Genomic DNA, 26,056 nt, shown 5'->3' with positions numbered 1-26,056 from the left:
ATGAAAAAGCTAATTATTTTTATTTTTTTAGGATTAATCTTAACTGCTTGTTTTAATAATAAATATGATTTTAATTTAAAAGGAGCAGGTGATAAAACTTATACCCTTAAAGATTTTAAAGGAGATAATTTATTAATTTACTTTGGCTACACATTGTGTGCTGATATATGCCCTACTTCTTTAGCTATTGCCACTAAAGCTTTGAATGAATTAAATAGAAATGATATAAAAATATTATTTATTAGTCTTGACCCTAAAAGAGATACGGCAAATGATATAAATGAATATGTGCAATATTTTTATAAAAACTCACTAGGACTTGTGCCTAGCGAAGATGAGCTTAAAAGAATTTCAAAAAACTATGGGGTAAAATATGAGTATATTTATCAAGATAGTGCTGCTGAATACACCGTAGCTCATAGCTCAAGTTTTTATATAATTGATAAAGATGGTAATTTCAAAGGAGAAATAAGCAATTTAACAAATGCGAATGTTAAGAAAAAAATTAGCGAATTTTTAGGTAATAATTAACTATTTACTTTTACAATTCGGTTTTTAAATATATAAAGGAGAAATAATGGCTACTAAAAAAACTAGCGAAAAAGAAACAAAGCAAACAGCTAAAAAAACTACTGCTAAAAAAGAAGTAAGTAAAAAAGAAACTTCTAAAGAAGTAGCAAAAAAACCAACTGCAACAAAAGCTGAAAAAGTAGAAAAAGAAGTAGTTGAAGATAAAGCTGTTAAATCTAAATCAAAGGAAACTACATTGTCTAACGAAGTAAGTAAAGTTGAAGAATTACAAAATGAAATTGAAAAATTAAAAGCTGAACTTGGTATTATGAAACAATTCAATAATAATCGTGATAAAAACTCAAGCGATAAAATCTTTATGGAACTTGAAAAATTAAAAGAGATTATTTATGGTTTAGAAGATAGAATTGAAGAGCTTGAATATCAAGTAAGCGAAAAAGACGATTATTAATATTCATTCCGTTTTTCGGAATGAATTAAACTTATGCTATTTACATTTATTCTTTCATTAATTAGTTTTGTTGTTTTAATTATTTTTAAAGGTATTAATTTTACTTATTTAAATTCTTTATACGATTTTATAAGTTTTAAGACACTTGCCTTACTTTCTATGTTTATAGCTGTTAATAAATCCTTAGAATTAATAGGAGCATTTAAGCTACTTGCCTTTTATGTATTAAACAAAATTACCAAATTAAAAATCATAGCAATTTTACTAATACTAATATGTTTTTTTAGCTCTATGTTGGTTACTAATGATGTAGCGTTGCTTTGTTTTGTGCCTTTTAGTATTTATTTATTAAAAGAATTAAAAGCGAAAAAATTTACTATGCAAATCATAATATTACAAACAATAGCAGCAAATCTTGGCTCAATGCTAACCCCATTTGGAAATCCACAAAATTTATTTATATTCACATATTTTCATTTAGATTTTTTAAGCTTTTTTAAAAGCACTTATATTTACTGCATTATATCTTTAATATTATTATTTATTTTTACCATAAATATTAAAAACAAAAACATAAAACTAAAAAATCTTATAAAAACTCAAATAAATCAAAAATTATTTATCCAAAACCTAGCATTATTTTTCATATCAATTTTATGTGTTAGTGATATTTTAAATATATTTTTAGGCTTTTTTATAGTTTTTATAAGCTTATTTATTAGCAATAAAAACGCAATTTTTAAAGCTGATTTTTCTCTTATTATAATTTTTATAAATCTTTTTATATTTGTAAAAAATATAAGTTATTTTATAAGTATTAAAGAATTTGATATTTTTTATCTAAGTATATTTTTATCTTGGATTATTAGCAATGTTCCTGCTTGTGTGTTTTTAGCTAGTTTTACAAATGATTATAAAGAATTATTATTAGGGGTAAATATTGGCTCATTAGGGACTTTAATAGCTTCTATGGCGAGTTTAATTTCTTATAAATACTATATTAATTCTTATAAAAATAAAGCTTTTAAATATATAATCAATTTTACTTGGATAAATATTGTATTTTTAATAATTTTAGTAATTTTTAAAGAATTATCCCGAATTTAATCGGGATAAAATTATTTCGTATTAAATATAAATTCCTTATCAAAATCAACTTCTACAAAAGATTTCAAATTCCCTTGTAAAATAAGTTCACTAAGTCTTGAATCAATTTCTTGATATATAGTTCTTTTTAAGGCTCTAGCACCATATTCATCACTATATCCTAGATTTAAAATTTCTAATCTTGCATTCTCACTTATACTAAAGCTAATTCCAAGTTCAGCTAATTTATTGCTAGTATTTTTAAGTAAAATATCAACAATTTGTAAGCATAAATCTTTATTTAAAGCATTAAATCCTACTATTTCATCAAGCCTATTTACAAATTCAGGTTTAAAGTATTTTAATAATTCTTTATTTATTAATTCATTTCTTTCTTTTTCATTTTTAATATCTACAAATTTAGCTGCTCCAATATTACTTGTAAATATTATTAAAGTGTTTTTAAAATCAACCCTAAAGCCTTTGTTATCAGTTAAAGCTCCTTCATCTAACATATTTAAAAATATATTAAATATCTCAGGATGAGCCTTTTCTATCTCATCAAAAAGTAGCACCGAATAAGGTCTATTTTTAACAGCTTCTGTTAATTGTCCGCCTTCATCACTTCCTACATAACCAACCGCAGAACCTATTAAATTGCTTACTCTATAACTTTCAGCGTATTCATTCATATCAAAACGAATTAAAGCCTTTTCATCATCAAAAAGCTCTTTTGCAATTGCTTTTGCTAATTCAGTTTTACCAACTCCTGTAGGTCCTAGGAATAAAAAGCTTCCTATAGGACGATTAGTATCGCTAAGCCCTGCTTTATTTGCCCTTACTGCACGAGCTAGAGCTTTTATAGCTTTATCTTGTCCTACTACACGAGTTTGTAAATTATTTTCAAGATTTAAGTATTTTTCACTCTCATTGCTTAGTAATTTACTAACCTTTATTCCTGTCATTTTTGCCAAAATTAAAGCGACTTGCTCATCATCAACTTCGTTTTTAAGTAAAGTTCCACTTTGTTTTAACTCTTGCCAATTTGCTTTAGCATTCTCAAGCTCGTTTTTAACTTGTGGGATTTTTCCGTATTCAATCTCTCCTGCTTTTTGATAATCACCTTTATTTTTTGCAATATTTGCTTCATTTTGCAAATTATTAATCTCGTTCATTTTCTTTGAAATTTCGGCAAATACTCTTTGCTCGTTTTCAAATTTCATTCTTAATTTTCTTTCTTCTTCGCTAAATTCACTTAATTCATTTTCAATTTCTTTTAATCTTTCTTTATTTTTTTCTTCACCTTCCATTAATAAAGCTTCTTTTTCAACTCTTAATCTAACGATATTATTTTTTACATTTCTTAAAGCACTTGGCTCACTTTCAATTTGCATTTTAAGTTCAGCTGCAGCTTCATCTATTAAATCTATTGCTTTATCAGGTAAAAATCTTCCTTGAATATAACGATTACTAAGCTTAACAGCAGCTACTAAAGCTTTATCATTAATACTTACATTATGATGAGCGCTTAATCTTTCTTTAAGACCCCTAAGCATTGCTATTGCATCATTTACGCTTGGTTCATTCACAATTATGCTTTGAAATCTTCTTTGCATTGCAGCATCTTTTTCAAAATATTTTTTATATTCTTTTAAAGTGGTTGCACCAATGGTTTTAAACTCGCCCCTACTTAAAGCAGGTTTAAGTATATTAGCAGCATCCATACTTCCTTCACTTGCACCTGCACCTAATATTGTATGAATTTCATCAATGAAAATTATAATATTAGGATTTGCTTTTACACTTTCAATTATATTTTTAAGTCTTTCTTCAAATTCCCCGCGATATTTTGCTCCTGCAACAAGTGCTGCTAAATCAAGACTTAATATTTGTTTATTAGCTAAAGAGCTTGGCACTTGTTTATTAGCAATTGCTTGAGCTAGGGCTTCTACTATAGCTGTTTTACCAACTCCTGGCTCACCTAATAAAATAGGATTATTTTTGCTTTTTCTAATTAAGATTTGCATAAGCCTTTCTAATTCATTATCTCTTCCTGTAATTGGGTCAAGTTTGCCTGATTTTGCTAATTCAACTAGATTTGTGGTGTATTTTTCTAATTCTTTATTACTTATATCATCTTGCTCTTTTTCGCTAATTTTTCTATCGCCTCTTAAAGCATTTAATTCGCTTTTTAATACAAGTAAATCTAAATAATCTTTTAATAACTCACAAATTCCACCCTTATCACACTCACTAATTATCCACATATCAGTGCTTAAGTAGCTATCACCTTTACTTAAAGCAAATCCAATAGCCTTTTCAAGTGAAGTTAAAAGCGCATTGCTAGGTTTTACATTATTAGCATTTACTCCATCGCTTTTTACTAAATTATCAGCCTTGCTTTTTAGCATTAGTGAAATTGCGGTTTTATCTATTGATAATTTATTAAATACTTGATTAAGAATAGAGCTTGAATCATTAGCAATAGCCCATAAAATATGAAATGGTTCTATATTTGGATTTTTATTAAATACACATAAGCTTACTGCTTGACTTAAAGTTTCATTAAATTGATTTGTTAATTTATCTTGAATATTCATATTATCTCCTTTAATTGATATGGTTCGCATTATATTACTTTAGTCTATTATTGTCAAGTATAAAATTAAATTTATCACTTAAATATATTAAGTGCTAAGTTTTTTATTTAAAAATACACATAATTGCTTACTTGTATTTAAAAAATTGCGTTAAAATCACAGCTTTAATCTTAAATCTTATTGGAGCTATCGTGAATTTTAATAAAAAGATATTTTTGTGTGTTGCACTTGGAATTTCGTTGTTTGCAAAAACTGATGAAGAAGCTGAAAGACAAGCATTTTCAAAGCTTATTAAAACTTTTAGAATGATTGAAGCAAATTATGTTGATGAAATCAGTATAGAGCAACTTGTGGATAAATCTTTAGAAGGATTATTGAGTAATCTTGACGCACATTCAGCATTTTTAAATGAAAAGAATTTCAAATCTTTACAAGAAAGCACAAACGGAGAATTTGGCGGTCTTGGAATGACTTTATCAATTAAAGATAATGCAATAACCGTTATTGCACCAATTGAAGGAACACCTGCTGATAAAATTGGTATAAAATCAGGCGATGTTATTTTAAAAATTGAAAATGAAAGCACGATAGGAATGAATCTTGATGACGCAGTTTCTAAAATGCGTGGCAAACCAAATACTAAGATTAATATTACAATATATAGAAAAGGCGAGAAAAAGCCACTAGATTTTACGATAACAAGAGATATTATAAAAGTTGAAAGCGTTTATACTAAAAAAATAGAAAATACAGACTTTTTATACATTAGAATTACAAGTTTTGATAGAAATGTTGTAAGTAAAGTAAAAGACGCATTAGCTATTAATAAGGATATTAAAGGGATAGTAATTGATTTAAGAAACAATCCAGGTGGTTTATTAAATCAAGCTACAGATTTATTGAATTTATTTATTGATAAAGGTATTTTAGTATCTCAAAAAGGAAGAGATGAAAGTGCTAAAATAGATACTTTAGCAATTAAAGGTGCTGCAATAAATACAAAAATACCTATTAGTATAATTGTAAATGGTGGAAGTGCAAGTGCAAGCGAAATCGTAAGTGGAGCTATGCAAGATAGAAAAAGAGCGATTATTGTTGGTGAGAAGACTTTTGGCAAAGGAAGTGTTCAAATGATTAGAGAAATCAATGATAAAGAAGGTATAAAACTAACAATTGCAAAATACTATCTACCAAGTGGAAGAACAATTCAAGCAGTAGGAGTTACTCCTGATATTGTTGTGTATCCTGGTAAGGTAAATACTGAAGATAGTGGCTTTAGTATAAAAGAAAGCGAACTTAAAAAACACCTAGAAAATGAATTAGAAAAAATTGATGGTAAAAAAGAAAACAAAACTGATAAAAATACGCTAACTCAAGAGCAAATCAATGAAGATTCTCAATTAAAATCAGCAATTGACGCTTTAAAAATCTTAGTAATTAAAGGAAATTAATGAAAAAAATAATCTTTTTGATATTTGCTAGTATTTTATTTGCAGCTCCATCAAAAGAATTAAGTGTAATGGACGCTCAAGTTTATACAAACCTTAATCAAAATAATGAAGATGCAAATAGTTTTACTAGCGATATTAAAGAAGAATTTAATGATAAAGTAGAACTTGCTATTAATGCTAATTTTTCAAAAAATTCTGTAAAAACTAAAGAAGTTTTTTATATAGATATAACAATTAATTCTAATTACAAAACAAATTTTACTCCGCAAATTAATTTTGAAAAAAGCATTGATATGCAACAATTAAATAAAGATATTAAATTTAATAGCGAAAATGGAATTTATACTACTCGTGTTTATTTTCAAGCAAATACAGCAAATGCTAAACTAAACTCAATTGATGCTAAGTTATTTAGAAATACTCAAGAAGTAGGAAATGCTAAAATCAGCCTAGATAATTTAAAAATTGAAGAATTAAAATTTAATAAAGATTATGTAGAGTTAGTTGCAAGTGATTTAAAAATTACGAATTTAAAATGCACTGAATATGATGAAACTAGCGTTATATGTGGAATGGACGCAAAAGCAAATAACACTAATTTTAATAATTTTTCTTTAAAAACTGCAAAATCGCAAAGTATTACAAATGTCGGAAAAGACTATGAAAATGCAAAATGCTCAATTGCTTTAATTTTTCCTAATAATATGAAAAATTTCTCTTTTTCATATTATGACCCATTAGAAAATAAATTCATAGAATATTCTAATAAAATCATAGTAGAATCTGAAGAAATAAGCACTCAAACAGACTTAAATCCAATAACAAAAGAAATTAATTTTTATTTACAAATTGGAAGCTTAATCTTAGCTGTAATTTGTCTCATAATTGTAGTAATTTTTAAAAGGTTTTTTTCTTTAATAGCACTTGCTATAGTTTTTGTAGCTTTTAGCTTTATTGATGGTGGGAATTTTAGTAGTGCTAAATTAAAATCAGGTGCAAGTGTTAGAATTTTACCAACTAATAATTCAACTATTTTTTATAAAAATACTGACATAAAAGAAGTAAAAATCATAACCAAAAAAGACAATTTTGTAAAAATAGCACTTGATGAAAATACAAGTGGTTGGGTAAAAAATGAAGATATTGAATAAAATCTTAAGTATTTTTCTAGCAATAATCATAGCAATCAGTATTGCTTTTGTAATTGTTTTAATGTTTATTTTCCCTAAAAACAATTGGGTTATTAGAAAAACTTGGGCAAAATTTATCCGTAAATTGTGCTGTTATAAAATAGAAATAAAAGGCGATTTTAATCCTAATGCAAGAATGATTATCCTAAATCATCGCTCAATGCTAGATATTATCGCACTTGAAGATATATATCCATACGATTTAGCTTGGATTGCAAAAAAACAGATTGAAGAATTATTTTTCTTTGGAAATATCATAAAATTACCTAAAATGATTTCAATAGATAGAGAAAACGCAAGAGATTTTGTAAGAGTTATAAATGAAGCAAACGATAGATTAAATAATAATAGAAACATATCTATGTTTCCTGAAGGAACTAGAAGTGATGGCTATGAGTTATTAAGATTTAAAAAAGGCGCTTCAATGCTAGCTACTAAGTTAGATGTTTTAGTTCAACCTATTGTAATTATTGGTTCAAAAGAGATTTTAGATAGTAAAAGAATAACAATTCACTTAGGTAAAAAACTTACAATAATACCTTTACAACCACTAAAAGCTAACGAATTAGACAATGCAAAAGACTTAATGCAAGAAGCAATTAATGAATATTTCAAGGCTAATGAGTGAATATTTTTATGGTTGCTTTAGGTGGAGCCATTGGTGCTGTTTTAAGATATATTTTAAGCACTTTTATAAATCGTAATTTTGATTTTAAATTCTTTATAGCTGGGACATTAATCGTTAATTTAATAGGTTGTTTTTTGATAGGATTATTTTATGCACTAGCTAAAAATTACGAGAGTTTAAACGAGATAAGATTATTAATAGTAGTAGGATTTTTAGGTGCTTTTACTACTTTTTCATCAATTACTTATGAGAGCATAACATTATTAAAATCATTAGGCTTCGTTGCCTTTAGTGCAAATATTATTTTAAATGTAGTATTTGGACTAATAGCAACTTATATTGCTTTAAATTTTTTTAAATAGGAGAAAATATGGAATTTAAAACCGAAGTAAATCAATTACTTAATTTAATGATTCATTCACTTTACTCAAATAAAGAAATATTTTTAAGAGAGCTTATATCAAACTCAAGCGACGCTATAGATAAGCTAAATTTCTTAAGCCTTAGCGATGAAGCTTATAAAGGAATTAGCTTTAATCCTAGTATTAGAATTAGCATTAATAAAGACGCTAAATTATTAATCATAGAAGATAACGGCATAGGTATGGACGAAGCTGATTTAAATAATAATTTAGGCACAATTGCTTCAAGTGGAACTAAGAAATTCTTAGAAAATTTAAGCGAAGATGCTAAGAAAAATAGCGATTTGATAGGTCAATTTGGTGTTGGATTTTATTCAGCATTTATGGTTGCAAATAAAATTGAAGTTTATACTAAAAAAGCCTTAAGCAATGATTCGTTTTTATGGAGTTCTGATACAAATGGTTATGAAATCACTAAAACAAATAAAGATAGTTTTGGCACAAAAATAGTTCTACATTTAAAAGATGATGAGTTTTTAAACACTCACACTATTGAAAACCTAGTTAGCAAGTATTCAAATCATATTTCTTATCCGATTTTCTTAGAAAAAGAAATAAGTGTTGGCGAAGGAGAAGACGCTAAAACTGAATTAAAATTCGAGCAAATCAATAAAGCAAAAGCTTTATGGAGAGAAAACAAAGCAAGCCTTAAAAAAGAAGATTATTTAAAATTCTATGAAGGCATAAGTTATGATAGCAAAGAGCCGATTTTATATGTTCATACTAAAAGCGAGGGCGGTTCTTTAGAATATTCAAGCTTATTTTTTATCCCTGCAAATGCTCCACACGATTTATATAGAGTAGATTATGAAAAAGGTATAAAACTTTATGTAAAAAGAGTATTAATTAGCGAAAAAGAAGAGATTTTACCAAGTTACTTAAGATTTGTTAAAGGTGTGCTTGATGTTGAGGATTTACCTTTAAATGTAAGTCGTGAGATACTACAAGAAAATGTAATTTTAAGAAAAATCAAAGAAATCAGCACTAAAAAGATTTTAGGTGAATTAGAAAAATTACAAAAAAATGACGCTAATAAATATGATGAGTTTTATAAATTATTTGGTGCTGTATTAAAAGAAGCATTGTTTGACCCAAGTGCAAACAAAGATGAAATTTTAGCATTATGCAAATTTGATAATAGTCAAAACGATAGTCAAATCACACTTGATGAATATTGTGCTAATTTAGGCGAAAATAAAACTATTTATTATCTAATCGGTGAAAACAAAGAATTATTAAAACACTCACCTTTACTTGAAAGCTACAAAAAAAATGGCATAAATGTATTGCTTTTAAGCGACAAGATTGACCCAATCGTAATTCCTATGGTTCATAAATATAAAGATTTTGATTTAAAAGCTATAAACGAAGTTGATGAAATCAAAAAAGATGAATTAAACGATGAGCAAAAAGGCTTTTGTGAAAAATTAAGCAAAATATTAGAAAATGATGTAAAAGAAGTAGTTTTATCTAATTCTTTAGAAAGCTCATTATCAAGCTTAGTTTATGATACTAAAGACCAAGAATATATGATGGCTAAAATGATGGCTCAATTTAGCGGAGAAAAAATGAATGCTAAAGGCGTTTTACAACTAAATGCAAAACACGAATTAGTAGCAAAACTAATAAACGAAAATAACGAAGATAGCCTTAAAAATCTAGCATTTATAGCTTATGGCACCGCAGCACTTGCTCAAGGCTTAGAATTTGCTAAGGTTAGTGAGTTTAACGAAGCTGTTATAAATCTAGCTAAAAAAGCGTTTTAATGCAAGAAAACAAAGCCTATTTAAGCGAACAAATAATTACTTATTTAGGCAATAAACGCTCATTATTAGGCTTTATTGAAAAAGGCGTAAAATATGCAAAAACCGAGCTTAAAAAAGATAAATTAAGCTCGGTTGATTTGTTTAGTGGCAGTGGCATTGTCGCAAGATTTTTAAAACAACACTCAAGCTATTTAATAGCAAATGATTTAGAAAGTTATAGCAAAGCAATCAATGAATGCTATTTATCAAATATTGATAATAATTTTTATAAAGAGCTTGAAATAGAGCATAAAAAACTAAAAGAACAAATCATTAATAATTTTAATGAAAACGGCTTTATACGAGAGCTTTACTCTCCTAAAGATGAGCTAAATATCACTCAAAATGATAGAGCTTTTTATACAAATTATAATGCTAGTTATATTGATACAGCAAGATTATTACTAGAAAATCACAAATATAAAAAATACTTTTTAGCACCACTTTTATATGAAGCTAGTGTAAAAGTAAATACAAGTGGTGTTTTTAAAGGCTTTTACAAGAATAAAAACGGCATAGGAGAATGGGGCGGAAATGGCAAAAATGCTCTTAGTAGAATTATTGCTAATATTGAATTAGCAATGCCTATTTTTTCAAACCATAATGTAGCTTTTAATGTGTTTCAAAACGACGCAAATATTTTAGCAAACGAGCTTGATTGTGATTTGTGCTATATCGACCCGCCTTACAATCAGCACCCTTATGGCTCAAATTATTTTATGCTAAATCTAATTACAAATTATATTAAACCACAAGATATTTCTAAGGTTTCAGGTATTACAAAGGATTGGAATAAAAGCGTTTATAATTCTAAAAAAACAGCTAGCGAAAGCTTTTTTGAACTAATAAATAATCTAAAAGCAAAAATAATTTTAATCTCATATAACAACGAAGGCATAATAAGTGAAGATGAATTTAAAAACACTCTTTTAAAATTTGGTAGCTTAAATATATTAGAGCAAAAATATAATACCTTTAGAGCAAGTAGAAATCTAAATAATCGTAAAATCCATGTAAAAGAGATTTTATATATCCTTAAAAAAATATAAAAATAATATATGATTTAATATGCTTAATCACAAAAATTACCTAAAGCCTTATTTTTATCTACAAAATATACTACTTATAATAAAGACTTAAAATTATCATAAATATTTATATTTTTATTAAAAGAATTTAAAATTGTATCTTATAAATCAAAAAAGCTTTATTATTTAATAAAAATACTAATTAATAAAAATTATTATTTATATTATCCATAGATATAATATTTAAAATATAATTACCTATGCAAATATTATTTGTATAAATTATTTAAGGAGTTTTTATGAAAAAAATCATTTTTTCTTTACTTTGTTGTAGCAATTTATTAATATCTCAAACTTTTATAGAATTTAACACTCTAGGTGCAAGTATTAAAGACAAAAATAATATTTTTGATAATGATTTATCTAGCACCTTAAACGCAAGTGTATATTTATACAAAATGGATAATTATGACAATGATTTTGTAGGTGGGATAGATTTTAGCCATTTTAATATATATTCAAGATTTTTTATAGGCAATCAAGGAAGCAAAACTGATATTGATTTATATAATTTCACAGCTTTAGGTGGATATGGATTTTATAATGATATTTACAATATATCGCTTTCTTTATTAGGCGGTGTAGGATATGAAAAGGCTAAATATAATTTAAGTAGTGATATTATAAAAAACGCTAATTTTAATAAGAATTTAAAATCAAATCTATTAACGCTAGGAATTGCTGCTAAATCGTATTTGGACAGCAATTTAATACTTGGAATGAGATTATTTACTAAGCACTACACAAACAATAATATAAAAGAAAAATCAGTCCTAGCAGGAGATATATCATTAGGTTATAGTATTTCAAGACAACTTAATGGATTTTATACTCAAGTAAAAGTAGGCTATGATAATAATTTAGTAGGTAAAGGTGTTAATTTTGGAATAGGATTAGGCTATTCATTTTAAAACTTAGGTTTTTTATCCAAAAGATAAAAAACCTTAAATTAAATCTCTTTTATAAATTCTTTTTAACTTTCTATCTAATTTATAACATACTTCATAAATTGCAGGAATAGCAAAAAGTGTTAATATAGTTGAACTAATAAGACCACTAATTACTGCAACTGCCATAGGAGAATTGCTCTCATAACCAGCTCCATGCGAAATAGCCAAAGGTAGCATTGCAAAAATCATAGCAATCGTAGTCATTAATATCGCTCTAATTCTACTTTTGCCCGCTATTTTAAGAGCTTCTTTAACCCCTACTCCGCTATCACATAATTTATTTGCAACATCAATTAATAAAATTGCATTTTTGCCAACCATTCCAAACAACAAAATAAGAGCAACCAAAACAAATAAAGAAAATGTATTGCCTGTCAAATAAAGACCAATACAAGCTCCTGCAAACGCAAGTGGCATTGTAATCATTATTACAAATGGAACGATAAAGCTTTCGTAAAGGGCTGCTAATACTAAATAAATTAATAAAAATGATAAAAGCATAACCATAGCAAACCCTATCATTGTTTCTTCTAAAAGGTCAATAAAACCAGTAAAAGTATATCTTAATCCAGTATTTTGCATAATCTTACTCATATTAGTTTCTAGTTTTGCCTTAACCTCGTCTAAAGAAACTCTATCAACCCCTGCAGTAATTTTTACTGAACGAGTTTTGTTAAGTCTATTAATACTACTACTATCCTTAATTAGCCTAATATTTACTACATTTAATAGGCTAATTAAATTATTATCCATAGTTCTTATTTGTATTTTCTCAAGTGATTTCATATCTTCTTTAGATACTTTTTCAAGTTGAATAAATATATCTTTACTATCTTTTAAACCATCTAATACCCCAACATTAGCGTGTGCAAAAGAAGTTTGAATTATCCCTGCTAATTCTTGGGTATTTACATTTAATTTTCTTGCTTTTTCTTTATCTATATAAATAGCTAAAACATCTGCATAAGCATCAATATCATCGCTAATATCAACAACGCCTTTTAATTCACTTAAAATATTTTTTGCTCTTCTACTAGCACTTACTAAAGAAGAAAAATCATCACCCAATAATACAAATTGAACTGGCTCATCAATACCTGCACCTTCAAATTTAGGTATTTCTAAAACTTTGATTTTAAATTCTTTTAAACTCAAACTATCTCTTAGATTAGATACTACTTCTTTTTGTCTTTCGGTTCTTTCATTTAAAGGTTTTAACTTAACATATATTTTAGATTTTTTTCTATCTTTTGCATCATCGTAGCCTACTAATAAATAAGCATAATCTACATTTTTATTTTCTTTAATTTGCTTTAAGACTTCTAAAGATTTAGCTTCCATAACTTCTATTGATAAATCTTTTTTAGATTCTATTTGAACTTGTAGTTCGCTATCATCTTCCATAGGTAAGAAATCAAGTCCTATTTTAGGTGCTAAAGAAAAAGATAAAGCACATAAAATTAAAATAATACCTATAAAAATCTTTTTATATTCTAATATAGTATCAAGTGTATTTTCATACCAACTTTCTAATTTAATAAAATATTTTTCTGTTCTATCGTGAAATTTACTCTCGTTGGTATTTAAAAACCTAGCACTAATGGTTGGGACTAAAAATACACAAACTAAAAACGATATAATTACTCCAAAGGCAACACTCATTCCTAATGTATTAAAAAACAAACCAGAAATACTATTCATAAACGAAATCGGAATAAACACGCATAATAAAACTATACTGATACTAAATACAGAAAAAGCAATATCCTTAATACCTTCATAGCTTGCATATAAAGCATTTTTCTCTGCCTTAATTTTTTTACTAATATTTTCAATTACAACTATTGCATCATCTACGAATATACCAATAGATAAAGTAAGTGCTATTAATGTCAAGCGATTTAAATCGTATCCAAATAAATCTATTAGAAAAAAACTTGAAATAATTGAAGTAGGAATTGCAATGCTAGCAATAATAGTAGCACTAATATTTCTTAAAAATAAAAATACTATTAAAATTGTTAAAATCACCCCTAAACACATATCAAATACAACTTGATTTATATGCTTTGTAATATTTTCTGATTTATCATAAACAACTTCAAATTCTATATTTTTATGATAATCTTGAATACCTATTAAGGCTTGTTTAATATTTTTAGCAACTTCTAAGCTATTTTGACCTGTGATTTTTTTAAGCTCTACTAAAACCCCATTATCTCCATTAAAATGAGCATAACTATCTTTTAAAGTATATCCTATACTAATATCTGCTACATCTTTTAAAAATACTCCTGGAGCTATTCTTAATTGCTCTAATTCTTCTATACTATTTGAGTCGAAATAACCTTTAATAGTTATATTTTTAGCTTCATTTTCAATACTTCCTAAAAAAGTTTTAAAATTCTGCATTTTTATTAGTTTTGCTACATCTAAAGAATTAATATGGTATTTATTTAATTCATCTAAATTTAAATCTATTTTTATGTTATTTTTTAAATAACCTACCATTTTAACTTCTCCAACGCCCTTTATACGCTGGAAATCACCTTCTATATCATCTTCAATAATTTGCATCAAAGCCTTATCATCTAATTGCTTAGATGAAATAAAAATACTCATAACCGCACCTGCATCAGATGAGACTTTTTCAACGCTAGGTGGATATTCTAATTTTATTTTTGATATTTTTTCACGAATATCATTTACTGCTATTTCTAAATCTCTTCCTAATTCAAATTCCACAGCAATTACACTTAAATTATTAAAACTTTTTGAAGTAATTCTTTTGATTTGACTTACACCAGATATTTGATTTTCTAATTTTTTAGTAATTTGAGATTCTACATAGCTTAAATCAGCATTTGCAAATGTTGTAATTTTTACAAGTGGAATATCAACATTAGGATATAAATTAATAGGCATTGTAAAAATTGATATAACACCAAAAAACAATAACCCTAAAAAGGTCATTAAAATAGTAACAGGTCTATTAATTGCAATTTTTAACATTTATTTATCCGTAATAATATAACCATCTCCAAATGAACCAATTTGTATGTCACTTGCTAAGACTTCTGCATAAATTTTTCTAGTTTTTATATCAATATTTGGATATATTTTACTAATTACACCTTTCATATTTAAGCCATTTATACTATATTCATAAGTATTACCTACTTTAACTTTATCAGAGTATTTTTCATCAAAACTTAAAAGTAATTTAACTTCAGGGTAACTATCCAAAATAAATAATGGCTGATTAGGGCTTGCTACGCCTTCTCCAACTTCAATATATTTTGCCGTAATTATTCCATCAAAAGGGGCTTTTAATTTTTTTTGATTTATTAATGTTTCATATTTTTTACTAGACATTTTTGCTGATTTTAATTTTTGTTCTGCTTCACTTTTTTTAAAGTTAATTTCATCTAAAATTTGTTCGTTTAATACTGATTTTACTTGTTCATATCTTTTAAGAGTGCTTGTAGCTAAAACTAAAGCTTCATTTGCTAATTTTTGTTGAACATTTGATTCTTCTAATCCAACTTGCTCAATTGAGCTATCAAGTTCTAATAAAACATCGCCTTTTTTTACACTACTACCAACATCTACATTTATTTTATTTACAATACCAAAAGATTGCAATGATAATTTAGCACTTTTTTGAGCAACCACATCAAAACTCGCATAAATAGAATCAGCAAATAAATTAATACTAATCAATAAAATTACTAATTTTTTCAATATTTCTCCTATAAATCAATTACAAAATCTTTAATAATGATACCTTTAGCAAGTAATAATTCTGCCTTAGATATTTCAAATTTAGCTTTACTTAAGCTAAGCTTCGCCAAAGCTCCTTGCATAGTTTCTAAAGAATTTAAATATTCAACATATCCAACAAGTCCAGCTTCATATTTTTTAGCAATACTCTCATAAGCAATTTTGCTAGCATTTAAAAGCTTTTCATTAGCATTTATTTCTTCTTGTATAGATGCAATTTTTTGAATTAATAGTTTTTCCTTTTCACTAACTGATTTTTTGCTATATATATTCATTTCTTTAGCAGCTAAATTACTAAGTTTTGCACTCTCATAAGCTTTTTTATCAGCTCCAAAAGAAAAAACATTCCAAGATAAACCTAGCATAAATATATTTGAAAACATTTTTTCTTTTACTCTTTCTTTTACTATCATATCAAACGGAGCATATAAAGAATAATTGAAATTATTTTTTGAAAATCCCACAATATTTTTTACAAAAATAGTAGGTTTAAATGGTGCTAATGATAAATCCTTATTAAGCTCGCTCATCTCTTCTTTTAAAGAATTTATTTTAATATCATAAGATTTATTAGCACTATCTTCATAAATAATAGCACTGCCTTTTGTAGGAATAAAATTATTATTAGTTATTAAATAAATATTACTTAATATCTCATCTTTTTGATAGTTTAAATTAACTAATTCACTTTTATTTAATTCTACTTTTGCTCTAAATATTTCTAGCTCATCATTAGGTCTTAAGCCTACTTTGTTTAAATTTTCTAATCTACTTAAACTCGCATTTAAATATTTTAAATTCTGCTCTTTATATTCAATATTTTCCATTAAAGCTAAATAAGAATAATATAAACTTACTAAATTAAATTCCAATTCATTTTTAGCCTTTTCTAATTCAATTTGACTTAATTCGTGATTTTTTTTCGCAAGATTTATATTAGAATTTCTTTTACCATCATAAATTAAAGCATCTATTGCTACACTTACATTTGTTAAATTATTTGGATTTATTATATATCTATCATAATCAAAACTAACAAATCCAACTTGTAAAGTAGCACTAGGATAGTATTTGTATTTTACGCTTTTTGCACTTTCTTCTTTGCTTAAAGTTTCATAATTTTTAGCTTTTAATTGCTCATTATTCTCAATACTTTCTAGCATAGTTTTTAAGCTAGTTGCATTAAGCAAACTAAGACTTAATAAAATTAAAGATAATTTTTTCATATTTTTTCCTATGTAAAACTTTTAACCAAATTACCAATTAATAAATTCCAACCATCAACTAAGACAAAAATTAGAATTTTAAATGGTAAAGATATCATAACCGGCGGCAACATCATCATACCCATAGCCATTAATACTGATGATACAACCATATCAATTACTAAAAAAGGTAAGTATAGCAAAAATCCTATCTCAAATGCAGTTTTTAATTCACTAATCATAAAAGCAGGAACTAAAGTTACTAAATCCACATCATCAATACTCTTAGGATTATCAATATTTCTTAAGCGATAAAATAGTGCTAAATCCTTTTCTCTAGTATTTTTAAGCATAAATTCTTTAAACGGCTTAACACTTAATGCAAATGCTTCTTCATAGCCTATTTTTTCTTCCAAATAAGGCTTAATGCCTGTTTCATAAGATTTATTAGCAGCTGGTTGCATTATAAAAAAAGTTATCACAAGCGCTAAAGATATTAAAATTGTATTAGGCGGCATTGCTTGTGTTCCCATAGCTTGTCTCATAAACGAAAACACTATAACTAATCTTAAAAACGAAGTGCATACAAATATAATACTAGGAGCTAAAGCTAATATAGTTAAAACTATGACTACATTTAAAGTAGTTACTAATTGGCTAGGCGTTTCTGGTGCGCTTAGATTTAGATTTAATGTAGGAACGCTAAGTGGAGTATCAGCGTAAATAAACACTGAAAACAATAATAAAAGCAATAGTTTTTTCACTAATTTCCTTAAATAGTTTTTAAAAATGTTATCCAAAACTTGCTAACATTTTCTTAAAATCTAAAGGAAAAATATGAAATTAAGCATAGTAATACTAGCAGCTGGTTTTGGCACTAGAATGAATAGTAATTTAGCAAAACCTTTGCATACAATTTGTGGAAAATCTTTAATTAAAATTATTATTGAAAATGCTTTGCAACTTAGTGATGATATAACTTTGATTTTACACCATCAAGCAGACGCTATAAAAGAGCATTTAAAAGATTATTCTAATTTAAAATATATATATCAAGATATGCAAAATCATAAAGGCACAGGCGGGGCTTTAATAAATTATGAGCCAAAATACGAAGAAGCGTTGATTTTAAATGCTGATATGCCTTTAATCACACAAAATAGTCTAAAAATTATAGCTAATACAAATTCTAAAATAGTTTTAAGCACTTTTAATAAATATAGTGCTAATTCTTACGGAAGAGTGATTAAAGAAAATGACAAAATAAGTAAAATTGTAGAGACAAAAGATGCAAACAATGAAGAATTAAAATGCACTTTATGTAATGCTGGAATTTATAAAATCAGTAAAGATATATTAAAAACTTACATTCCTAAGCTAAACAACAACAACGCTCAAAAAGAATATTATCTAACTGATATTATCAAAATGGCTATAGATGATAAAATAAGCGTTAGTGAATGCACCTTTGATGAGATTGAGTTTTTAGGCATTAATAATAAATTAGATTTAGAACAAGCCGAGCAAATTATGCAAAAAAGAATAAAAGATGAATTGCTTATAAATGGCGTTATTATGCATAATAAAGATAGTATTTTCATAGAGCTTGATACACAAATTAGCAATGATTGTGAGATTGAAAGCGGAGTTGTGATTAAGGCAAATTCTATTATAAAAAGCTCAAAAATCTTAGCAAATAGCGTTATAGAAAATAGTGAGATAACTAATTCAAGCATAGGGCCAATGGCTAGAATTCGTCCAAAATGCGTTATTAAAGATAGTAAAATCGGTAATTTCGTAGAATGCAAAAATGCAAAATTAGAAGATGTAAAAGCTGGGCATTTAGCTTATTTAGGAGATTGCGAGATTAGTAGCGGTGTAAATATTGGCTGTGGTGTAATAATTTGTAATTACGATGGCAAAAACAAACACCTAAGCAAAATCGGTAAAAATGTCTTCATAGGCTCAAACTCAAACCTAATAGCACCAATTAACATACCTAGCGATACTTTAATTGCAGCAGGTAGCACGATTAGCAATAAAGACGCTGCTAAATTAAAAGCAAAAGATTTATTTATAGAGCGTAATAAAGGCGTGATTTTTAATAATTTTAAGGATTTTTAATGAAAGTATTATTATGTGTTAGTGGAAGTATTAGCTTTTATAAAAGCTTTGAATTAATTTCTATGTTTAAAGAAGAAGGAATTAAAGTAAAAGCTTTATTAAGTGATGGGGCTTTGAAATTCGTAAATAAATTAGCTTATGAAGCATTATGCGAGAGCGTTTTAACAAGTGAGAATGAAAGCTGGGAAAATGATAAAAATCACATAATGTTTTCAAAAGATTGTGATGCTGTTGTATTTGCTCCTGCTAGTGTTAATTCAATAAATAAACTAGCTAATGGAGTTTGTGATAATGTATTTTTAAGCACCTTAATTGCTTCAAACAAACCACTAATAATAGCACCTGCAGCAAATACTAATATGTATTTAGCAAGTCAAACACAAAAAAGCTTAGAATATTTAAAGAGTTTAGGTGTAAAAATAGTAAAGCCAATTAGCAAAACCTTAGCTTGTAAAGAATTTGGAATAGGAGCTTTAGCTAATACAAAAGATATTTTTCTAGCAACTTTAAGAGAAATTTATAAAGATAAATTCTATATGGGAAAAAATATTTTAATAACAGGTGGTGGCACTCGTGAGAGCATTGATTTGGTAAGAAATATAGGAAATTATTCAAGTGGAACTATGTCAGATGCACTAGCTAAACAAGCTTATTTAAGGGGTGCAAATGTGGTGTATTTAAAGGCTAGATGTGATGAGATTAAAAATGAAAATTTCACACAATTAAGCTACGATACAAGTGCTGAATTAAAAGCCTTAATGCAAGATTATAAAGAATTTGATTATTTATTTATGTGTGCTGCAGTTAGTGATTTTATCCCTATCAAACAAGAAAGAAAAATAAAAAGAGATGAATTTGATGAAGAATTTAATATCAAAATAAGACCTAATGATGATTTATTAGCTACTTTTAATTTTTCGGGTAAAAAAATCGGCTTTAAACTAGAGTGTGATGAAAAGACTGCCTATGATAATGCAAAAAAAGCTTTAGTAAATAAAGGTTTAAGCTTATTATGTCTTAATATTTTAGGAGAACATACTCAATTTGGCTCAAGTAAAAACGAGATATTTTTCTGTGATTATTCAGGCATTAGTGAAGGGTATTTTGATACTAAAGAAAACTTAGCAAAAATTATTTTTGATAGAGTAAAAGCTGATGTTTAATGATGTTTTGCCAATTAAATTTAAAGTAATTGATAAATTAATGTTTAATCGCTACAAATTATTAATTGGTAAAAAAGAATTAACCACAAAATCAAACATTAATTTAGAGCCAAATACTTATTATTTAGCTGAAATTTATGATAGTTTAGTCTTTAAAAATCTTCAAGCTGATAAGGTTTTTGCCTATATTGATTATGATTGTTTTGAGTTATTAAAAATCGCTTTTAGAGATGATTTTAAATACACGCTAATTAATTCATTAATCCAAACAAATCAAAAATCAGATTATGAATGCTATAAAACAATGCTTTTTGCTTTGAATGAAGATATTTTATATTTACCTTGTTTGCTTGAAGGAAAACCTATATTAATTGAATATAGAAAGAAAAAAAATGAATTAGCAATTTATTATGATGTTTTTGCTAAATTAAGCCTTTTTTTAAATGATAATAAAATATTAACTAGCTTTTCTAAGGTTCAAAAAATCTGCTTTGAATATTCGCAAAATGTAGAATTGACTACTTATAAAGATGATTTTTTTAGCCTTAGTTATAAAGGAAATTTATGAATGAGTTAAATCATTTAGCAATCATTATGGATGGTAATGGCAGATGGGCTAAAAATCAAGGTTTATTAAGAAGTTTCGGGCATAAAGCAGGTGCAAAAACTATTGAAAGATTGGTAAAAGCTTGTATTGAAGAAGGCGTTTTAGAGCTTAGTTTATTTGCATTTTCTACCGAAAATTGGAAAAGACCTAAAGAAGAAATTGAGTTTATTTTCAAATTACTTAAAGAATACTTATCTAGTGAATTAAACAATTTTATAAAAAATGAAATTAGATTTAAAAGCTTTGGAGATATTAGTGTTCTTGATGTAGATACTAAGAATTTAATTAATGAGTTTGAAGAAAAAACTAAAAATTACTCAAGAATTATTTTTAATCTAGGCATAAATTACGGCGGAAAAGATGAGATTTTAAGAGCTTTTAAAAAATTAAAAGCAAGTGATGAAGAAATAGATGAAAATAATTTTAATAAATATTTAGATATTAAAAACAATGTTGATTTATTGATTAGAACTGGCGGACATTTTAGGATTTCAAATTTCTTACTTTGGCAATGTGCTTATGCAGAGTTTGTTTTTACCCCTACTTTGTTTCCTGATTTTAAAGAAGATGAATTAAAAGAAATTATTAAAAATTATAGAATTTGTAAAAGGAATTTCGGTGGAGTTTAGTATTTTAGTTTTTATATTTGGGCTTGTTTTTGGCTCGTTTTTAAATGTATTGATTTTAAGACTACCTGAGAGAAAAAGTATTTTTTATCCGCCAAGTTCTTGTGGAAGCTGTAATAACAAATTGAAATTCTATCACAATATCCCTATTATTTCTTGGCTAGTTTTAGGTGGTAAATGTGGGTTTTGTAAAAGCAAAATAAGCATTCAGTATCCATTAATTGAGCTAATTGTTGGCTTTATATTTTTATATTGCATAGATATTAGTAGTTTAGAAAATCTTGCTTATTCTATTTGCTTAGCATTATCATTTAGCTTATTATTTGCACTTTGCATTATTGATGTTCGCTACCTTGCTGTGCCTAGCTTTACTTTAATGCTAACTTTGATTTTTGCTCTAATTTATACTCATTCAATAAGTAGTTTTAAAGATGCTTTAATCTTTGCAGGTGGTGCGTATTTGCTAAAATCTTTAATAGAGAGCATAATGAATGCAAAGGCAAAAAGCGATGATGAATGTATTCAAGTAATGGGCGAAGCTGATATTGAAATAATGGCATTAATTGGAGCCTTATTAGGAATTAAACTTGGTTTTGTGGCTATATTTTTAGGAGCTGTTGTGAGTTTGCCTGTTTTTATGTATCTAAGAATAAAAGGCAAGGAAAACATACAAGTTCCTTTCATACCATTTTTAAGCATAGGACTTGCTTTAGTATGGTTTTTCCCTAACATTGGGCAATTTTGTTTAGATTATGTGCAATGATTAAAAAATATTTATTTAGACAATTCATAGGCTCTTTTTTATCAATATTTTTAACGCTATTTTTAGTAAGCTCTATCATTGTCTTATTTCAAATAGCAAAAATTACTTCTTATATAGAATTAAGCTTATATGAATTATTTAAATTATATTCTCTTATGAGTGTAAAACTCATCATTTTTACTACTCCTATTAGCTTTTTTATTACATGTTTTATGTGTATTCTAAGATTATCTAAAGAAAACGAAATAATTATGCTTTTTTCTCTAGGATTAAACCCTAGAAAAATAGCTAATTTTATTAGCTTTTTAGCCTTTATAGTAAGTTTGGTTTTATTAGTAATTAGCATAGTTTTAATGCCACTTAGCTTTTCTTTATATGATAATTTTATTGATTATAAAAAAGCCTTTTCTAAAATTAATCTTAAAAATGCTAATTTTGGTCAAAAATTAGGAGATTATATATATTTTGCAGATGAATTAGAGAATGGAATTTATAAAAATATTGTTTTATATTTGCCAAAAACAAATTCTAAAAACGAACAAATATTATTAGCCAATCAAGGAACAATCCTAAACGAAGATAATAAAATCACATTTAATTTAGACAATGTAATGCTATATAATTTCAAGCAAAATACAGAAATTGCAAAGATTAAAAACCTTAGCTTTAGCACCTTAATTAATTCAAAAATTACTAATATTCAATCATTTAAAGACTATTGGAAAGATTATAAAACCCCTTCAAAATCAAAAGAATTAGTAATCTATGTCCTACTTAGCCTACTTCCTATTGCAAGTGTTCATTACGCACTAGCATTTAGTATTATTAGCTCAAGGTATGAAAAAAGCCACGAGTATTTAGCTATGCTTGTGTTTTTGATAATTTATCTAGTTCCTATGATGATGTTTTTAAATTATCATTTTTATACTATTACTTTTGTATTTTTCACTTCGCTAATAATTTCTAAGATTTGCTTTAGGAAAAAGATTTTATCAAGGTATTAAATGTTTTCAACTCTTAAGATTTTTAATAAAAATATTATTATTTTAAGAGATGATTTATTAGGCGAAATTAACGGCAATAAAGCAAGAAAATTAGATATATTTAAAGACTTAAAACTCCCTTATAAACACATAATCTGCTATGGCTCAAGTCAATCAAATGCTATGCAAGCACTAGCACTCTGGACTAAAAATAATAATTATAATTTTTCTTTTGTTTGTGCTAGAAGATGCGAAATTAGTGGGAATTTAAAAAGTGCATTAGAAAATAATGCTGTGATTTATTATGCGAATAATCCTAAAGAATTTGCAAAAACTTTGCATAAAAATGATAATAATAGCTTTTTAATTAGCGAAGGTGTTTGTGAAGATTATGCTAGATTTGGCTTTTATAAAATGGCAAAAGAAATAGCAAAAATTGTAAATGAATTAGATTGTGATGTAGTATTAGCAAGTGGAACTTATACAAGTGCGATTTATCTTGAAAAATATCTAAGCACACTCTCAAATGCTAGAGTTTTTACAGCATCTTGCGTAAATGCTAATGAATATTTTGTAAAACAAATAAACAAACTTAATCCAAATTCCAAGCTAAAATTATTAAAAACTGCTAGAAAATATCATTTTGCAAATCTTTATGAAGAGCTATTTATATTAACAAAAAATATTAGCAATATTGAGTTTGATTTGCTTTATGATAGCGTTTGCTTAAAGGCAATTTATGAAAACCTTGATGAACTAAAAGAAAATATCTTATATATTCATCAAGGCGGATTAATTGGTTCTAAGAATTTAGAACTTCGTTATAATAAAAAATATAATCTCATAAATTAAAATTTCTTATTCTTAGCACCAAAGTGGCAAAGTAAAGAAAACACAATACACATAATACAAGCAAATAAAAGCATATATAAACCTGCATTCCAACCAAAAGCATCAACCATAGCACCTAAAAGCATAGTTCCTAAAGAAGCTCCTACGACATAGCTCATAAATCCACGAAGACCAACGCAAGAACCTACAGCAAAAGCAGGAACAACTTCCATAGTTTGAACACTTGCTAAAAATTGTGGCACATATACTAAACACCCAGCTGCTGCTGCAAAAAATATAGTGTAGTAAATATTATCGCTCGTAAAATATCCAATAATCATAAAAAATATTATACAAACAGCAAGAATTGCAGGTGGCATTCTATATCCTTTAAATAATCTATCAGATATAATTCCTGCTAACATTGTTGATGGAATTGCAGCCCATTCAAAGAATAAAAACGCTGTATGCATTTGCTCTTTACTAAAGCCTTTTACAGATAAAAGATAAATAGGAAGCCAATTTATCAACCCAAATCTAATCATATAAACAAAAGTATCCATCCAAGCAACATACCAAGCATTAGGGTTTTTTAGAACATATTTAACAAATATTTCTTTACTACTTAAATCAGTAGTTGAAGCTGAGTTTTTAATATCTTCTTCATAACCTCTTAATTTATTAATCTCGTTTAATTCTTTTAACCCTTCATTTTTAGGATTACCCTTAACAGCGTATAAAACATAAACACTAATTAACAAGGCTAAAATTGCTGGGACATAAAAGTGATTTACTTTCCAATAAGTAGCATTAAAATCAGCTGCAGCAATCCCTAATACAGGAGATAATATTAAAACAGATTTAGAAATAATTGGAGCTACCAAACCCCCTCCAATATTATGGCTTATATTCCAAATAGCAGTATAAATTCCTCTTTCTTTTTTAGGATACCAATTAGCTAGAGTAATAAAACTAGGTCCAACGCCCATTCCTTGAAAAACTCCAAGTGCAATAACAGCACCTACATAAGCATATAAAGCATTACAAAAGCCTAATAATACATTAATTAACGCACATAAAATAAGACCTAAAGCCATATATCTTTTTGGGTCAGCCTTATCACTTAAAGCACTCATAACGCCTTTACTAATACCATAAGCAATTAGCATAGAACCAGTAATTAAACCTATATCAGAATTATTTACTGCTAAATCAGTCTTAATTAATGGAGTAGATAGGGTAATATTGTTTCTTACTAAATAATATCCCATATAACCAACAAACACACCACTTAACGAAAGTTTTCTATACTTATAATAAGTGCTTAGCAACTCATCATCTTTAATCACCCTATCCTTTTTGACAGGTCTTAAAAAAGAAATCATCTTTAATCCTTTAAATAAAATAATAGTAATTTTATTTAAAGTTGTTTTAAAATAGTATTAATTATTGAGCTATATAAAGAATAATTTTTATTTTTACAATATTAATGAATATATAGCGATAAACCTGAAAGCATAGCTATAGTTTTTAACACAATAATACTTTTATAATATGCAAGTATTGATAACATAAAAATATGTAATAGAGTAGAACATTTTTTATTTTTTATGTAATAGAGTAGAACATTTTTTTATCTACTATATTACATATTATTACTGGATACAAGGAGTTTTATGTAATAGAGTAGAACATTTTTTATCTACTATATTACATATTATTGTTGGATACAAAGAGCTTTATGTAATAGAGTAGAACATTTTTTATTT

At 26.6% G+C, this 26,056-nt stretch carries 23 protein-coding genes; 17 read left to right on the top strand and 6 right to left on the bottom strand.

Annotated features, from left to right (window positions below; translation table 11 throughout):
• From AVBRAN12647_RS07480 to AVBRAN12647_RS07470, 3 genes are read left to right on the top strand one after another with little or no spacing between them, the layout of a single operon-like run.
• The gene (locus AVBRAN12647_RS07480; protein WP_214117317.1) at positions 1-531 is read left to right on the top strand and encodes an SCO family protein; all 531 of its coding nucleotides are present in this window, start codon (positions 1-3) and stop codon (positions 529-531) included.
• A gap of 46 nt (positions 532-577) precedes the next feature.
• On the top strand, positions 578-982 hold the full coding sequence (locus AVBRAN12647_RS07475; RefSeq protein WP_214120428.1) for a hypothetical protein: 405 nt from the start codon (positions 578-580) through the stop codon (positions 980-982).
• Between the two features lie 33 nt (positions 983-1,015).
• Entirely contained in the window at positions 1,016-2,089 is a 1,074-nt protein-coding gene (locus tag AVBRAN12647_RS07470; RefSeq protein ID WP_336614949.1) for an SLC13 family permease, read from the top strand.
• Positions 2,090-2,100: 11 nt separating this feature from the next.
• Here the strand turns inward: AVBRAN12647_RS07470 and AVBRAN12647_RS07465 are convergent, their stop codons facing one another.
• Positions 2,101-4,668, bottom strand: a complete 2,568-nt coding sequence (locus AVBRAN12647_RS07465) for an ATP-dependent Clp protease ATP-binding subunit (RefSeq protein WP_336614948.1) — start codon at positions 4,666-4,668, stop codon at positions 2,101-2,103.
• Between the two features lie 155 nt (positions 4,669-4,823).
• Between AVBRAN12647_RS07465 and AVBRAN12647_RS07460 the strand changes: the two genes are divergently transcribed.
• The 7 genes from AVBRAN12647_RS07460 to AVBRAN12647_RS07430 all read left to right on the top strand — a co-directional run bounded on the left by AVBRAN12647_RS07460 (position 4,824) and on the right by AVBRAN12647_RS07430 (position 12,163).
• Positions 4,824-6,119 (top strand): S41 family peptidase, encoded by a 1,296-nt coding sequence (locus AVBRAN12647_RS07460; RefSeq protein WP_442862279.1) that lies wholly within the window; start codon positions 4,824-4,826, stop codon positions 6,117-6,119.
• Positions 6,119-7,270: a hypothetical protein gene (locus tag AVBRAN12647_RS07455; protein WP_214117324.1), complete on the top strand. Its 1,152-nt coding sequence runs from the start codon at positions 6,119-6,121 to the stop codon at positions 7,268-7,270. The genes AVBRAN12647_RS07460 and AVBRAN12647_RS07455 overlap by 1 nt, the downstream gene beginning before the upstream one ends.
• Positions 7,254-7,937, top strand: coding sequence for a lysophospholipid acyltransferase family protein (locus AVBRAN12647_RS07450; protein ID WP_336614946.1), 684 nt, complete (start codon positions 7,254-7,256; stop codon positions 7,935-7,937). The genes AVBRAN12647_RS07455 and AVBRAN12647_RS07450 overlap by 17 nt, the downstream gene beginning before the upstream one ends.
• Positions 7,934-8,299: a fluoride efflux transporter CrcB gene (crcB, locus tag AVBRAN12647_RS07445; protein ID WP_214117327.1), complete on the top strand. Its 366-nt coding sequence runs from the start codon at positions 7,934-7,936 to the stop codon at positions 8,297-8,299. The genes AVBRAN12647_RS07450 and crcB overlap by 4 nt, the downstream gene beginning before the upstream one ends.
• Positions 8,300-8,307: 8 nt before the next feature.
• Positions 8,308-10,125, top strand: coding sequence for a molecular chaperone HtpG (htpG, locus tag AVBRAN12647_RS07440; RefSeq protein WP_336614945.1), 1,818 nt, complete (start codon positions 8,308-8,310; stop codon positions 10,123-10,125).
• The gene (locus tag AVBRAN12647_RS07435) at positions 10,125-11,213 is read left to right on the top strand and encodes a DNA adenine methylase (protein WP_336614944.1); all 1,089 of its coding nucleotides are present in this window, start codon (positions 10,125-10,127) and stop codon (positions 11,211-11,213) included. Before htpG ends, AVBRAN12647_RS07435 begins: the two co-directional genes overlap by 1 nt.
• A 278-nt stretch (positions 11,214-11,491) precedes the next feature.
• Positions 11,492-12,163, top strand: a complete 672-nt coding sequence (locus tag AVBRAN12647_RS07430) for a hypothetical protein (RefSeq protein ID WP_336608389.1) — start codon at positions 11,492-11,494, stop codon at positions 12,161-12,163.
• 33 nt (positions 12,164-12,196) lie between these two features.
• On the opposite strand, the gene AVBRAN12647_RS07425 is transcribed toward AVBRAN12647_RS07430, so the two are convergent.
• The 4 genes from AVBRAN12647_RS07425 to fliP are packed head-to-tail and all read right to left on the bottom strand — an operon-like array spanning position 12,197 to position 17,954.
• Positions 12,197-15,214: an efflux RND transporter permease subunit gene (locus AVBRAN12647_RS07425; protein ID WP_336614943.1), complete on the bottom strand. Its 3,018-nt coding sequence runs from the start codon at positions 15,212-15,214 to the stop codon at positions 12,197-12,199.
• Entirely contained in the window at positions 15,215-15,946 is a 732-nt protein-coding gene (locus tag AVBRAN12647_RS07420) for an efflux RND transporter periplasmic adaptor subunit (protein ID WP_239802979.1), read from the bottom strand. It lies immediately after the preceding gene.
• Between the two features lie 8 nt (positions 15,947-15,954).
• Positions 15,955-17,211 (bottom strand): TolC family protein, encoded by a 1,257-nt coding sequence (locus AVBRAN12647_RS07415; RefSeq protein ID WP_336614942.1) that lies wholly within the window; start codon positions 17,209-17,211, stop codon positions 15,955-15,957.
• A gap of 8 nt (positions 17,212-17,219) precedes the next feature.
• On the bottom strand, positions 17,220-17,954 hold the full coding sequence (gene fliP, locus AVBRAN12647_RS07410) for a flagellar type III secretion system pore protein FliP (RefSeq protein WP_214117334.1): 735 nt from the start codon (positions 17,952-17,954) through the stop codon (positions 17,220-17,222).
• Positions 17,955-18,027: 73 nt separating this feature from the next.
• Between fliP and glmU the strand changes: the two genes are divergently transcribed.
• From glmU to AVBRAN12647_RS07375, 7 genes are read left to right on the top strand one after another with little or no spacing between them, the layout of a single operon-like run.
• Positions 18,028-19,314, top strand: coding sequence for a bifunctional UDP-N-acetylglucosamine diphosphorylase/glucosamine-1-phosphate N-acetyltransferase GlmU (gene glmU, locus AVBRAN12647_RS07405; RefSeq protein ID WP_214149816.1), 1,287 nt, complete (start codon positions 18,028-18,030; stop codon positions 19,312-19,314).
• Complete coding sequence (gene coaBC, locus AVBRAN12647_RS07400) at positions 19,314-20,477, top strand: bifunctional phosphopantothenoylcysteine decarboxylase/phosphopantothenate--cysteine ligase CoaBC (RefSeq protein WP_214117336.1); 1,164 nt, start codon at positions 19,314-19,316, stop codon at positions 20,475-20,477. The genes glmU and coaBC overlap by 1 nt, the downstream gene beginning before the upstream one ends.
• Entirely contained in the window at positions 20,470-21,045 is a 576-nt protein-coding gene (locus tag AVBRAN12647_RS07395) for a hypothetical protein (protein ID WP_214117337.1), read from the top strand. Before coaBC ends, AVBRAN12647_RS07395 begins: the two co-directional genes overlap by 8 nt.
• Positions 21,042-21,713 carry a polyprenyl diphosphate synthase gene (gene uppS, locus AVBRAN12647_RS07390; protein WP_214149817.1) on the top strand — a complete coding sequence of 224 codons (672 nt, stop codon included), beginning with the start codon at positions 21,042-21,044 and terminating at the stop codon, positions 21,711-21,713. The genes AVBRAN12647_RS07395 and uppS overlap by 4 nt, the downstream gene beginning before the upstream one ends.
• Positions 21,703-22,473: a prepilin peptidase gene (locus AVBRAN12647_RS07385; protein ID WP_336614941.1), complete on the top strand. Its 771-nt coding sequence runs from the start codon at positions 21,703-21,705 to the stop codon at positions 22,471-22,473. Before uppS ends, AVBRAN12647_RS07385 begins: the two co-directional genes overlap by 11 nt.
• The gene (locus AVBRAN12647_RS07380; protein WP_214117340.1) at positions 22,452-23,477 is read left to right on the top strand and encodes an LptF/LptG family permease; all 1,026 of its coding nucleotides are present in this window, start codon (positions 22,452-22,454) and stop codon (positions 23,475-23,477) included. Before AVBRAN12647_RS07385 ends, AVBRAN12647_RS07380 begins: the two co-directional genes overlap by 22 nt.
• Positions 23,478-24,308, top strand: coding sequence for a 1-aminocyclopropane-1-carboxylate deaminase (locus AVBRAN12647_RS07375; protein WP_336614940.1), 831 nt, complete (start codon positions 23,478-23,480; stop codon positions 24,306-24,308).
• Here AVBRAN12647_RS07375 and AVBRAN12647_RS07370 read toward each other — a convergent pair.
• Positions 24,305-25,672, bottom strand: coding sequence for an MFS transporter (locus AVBRAN12647_RS07370; RefSeq protein WP_214117342.1), 1,368 nt, complete (start codon positions 25,670-25,672; stop codon positions 24,305-24,307). The genes AVBRAN12647_RS07375 and AVBRAN12647_RS07370 overlap by 4 nt on opposite strands.
• Between the last annotated feature and the right edge of the window lie 384 nt (positions 25,673-26,056).

This window comes from Campylobacter sp. RM12647 (assembly GCF_020138135.1).
Lineage (GTDB): Bacteria > Campylobacterota > Campylobacteria > Campylobacterales > Campylobacteraceae > Campylobacter_E.
The sequence above is the reverse complement of the archived record's forward strand: the minus strand, read 5'-3'. Positions and strand labels throughout refer to the sequence as shown.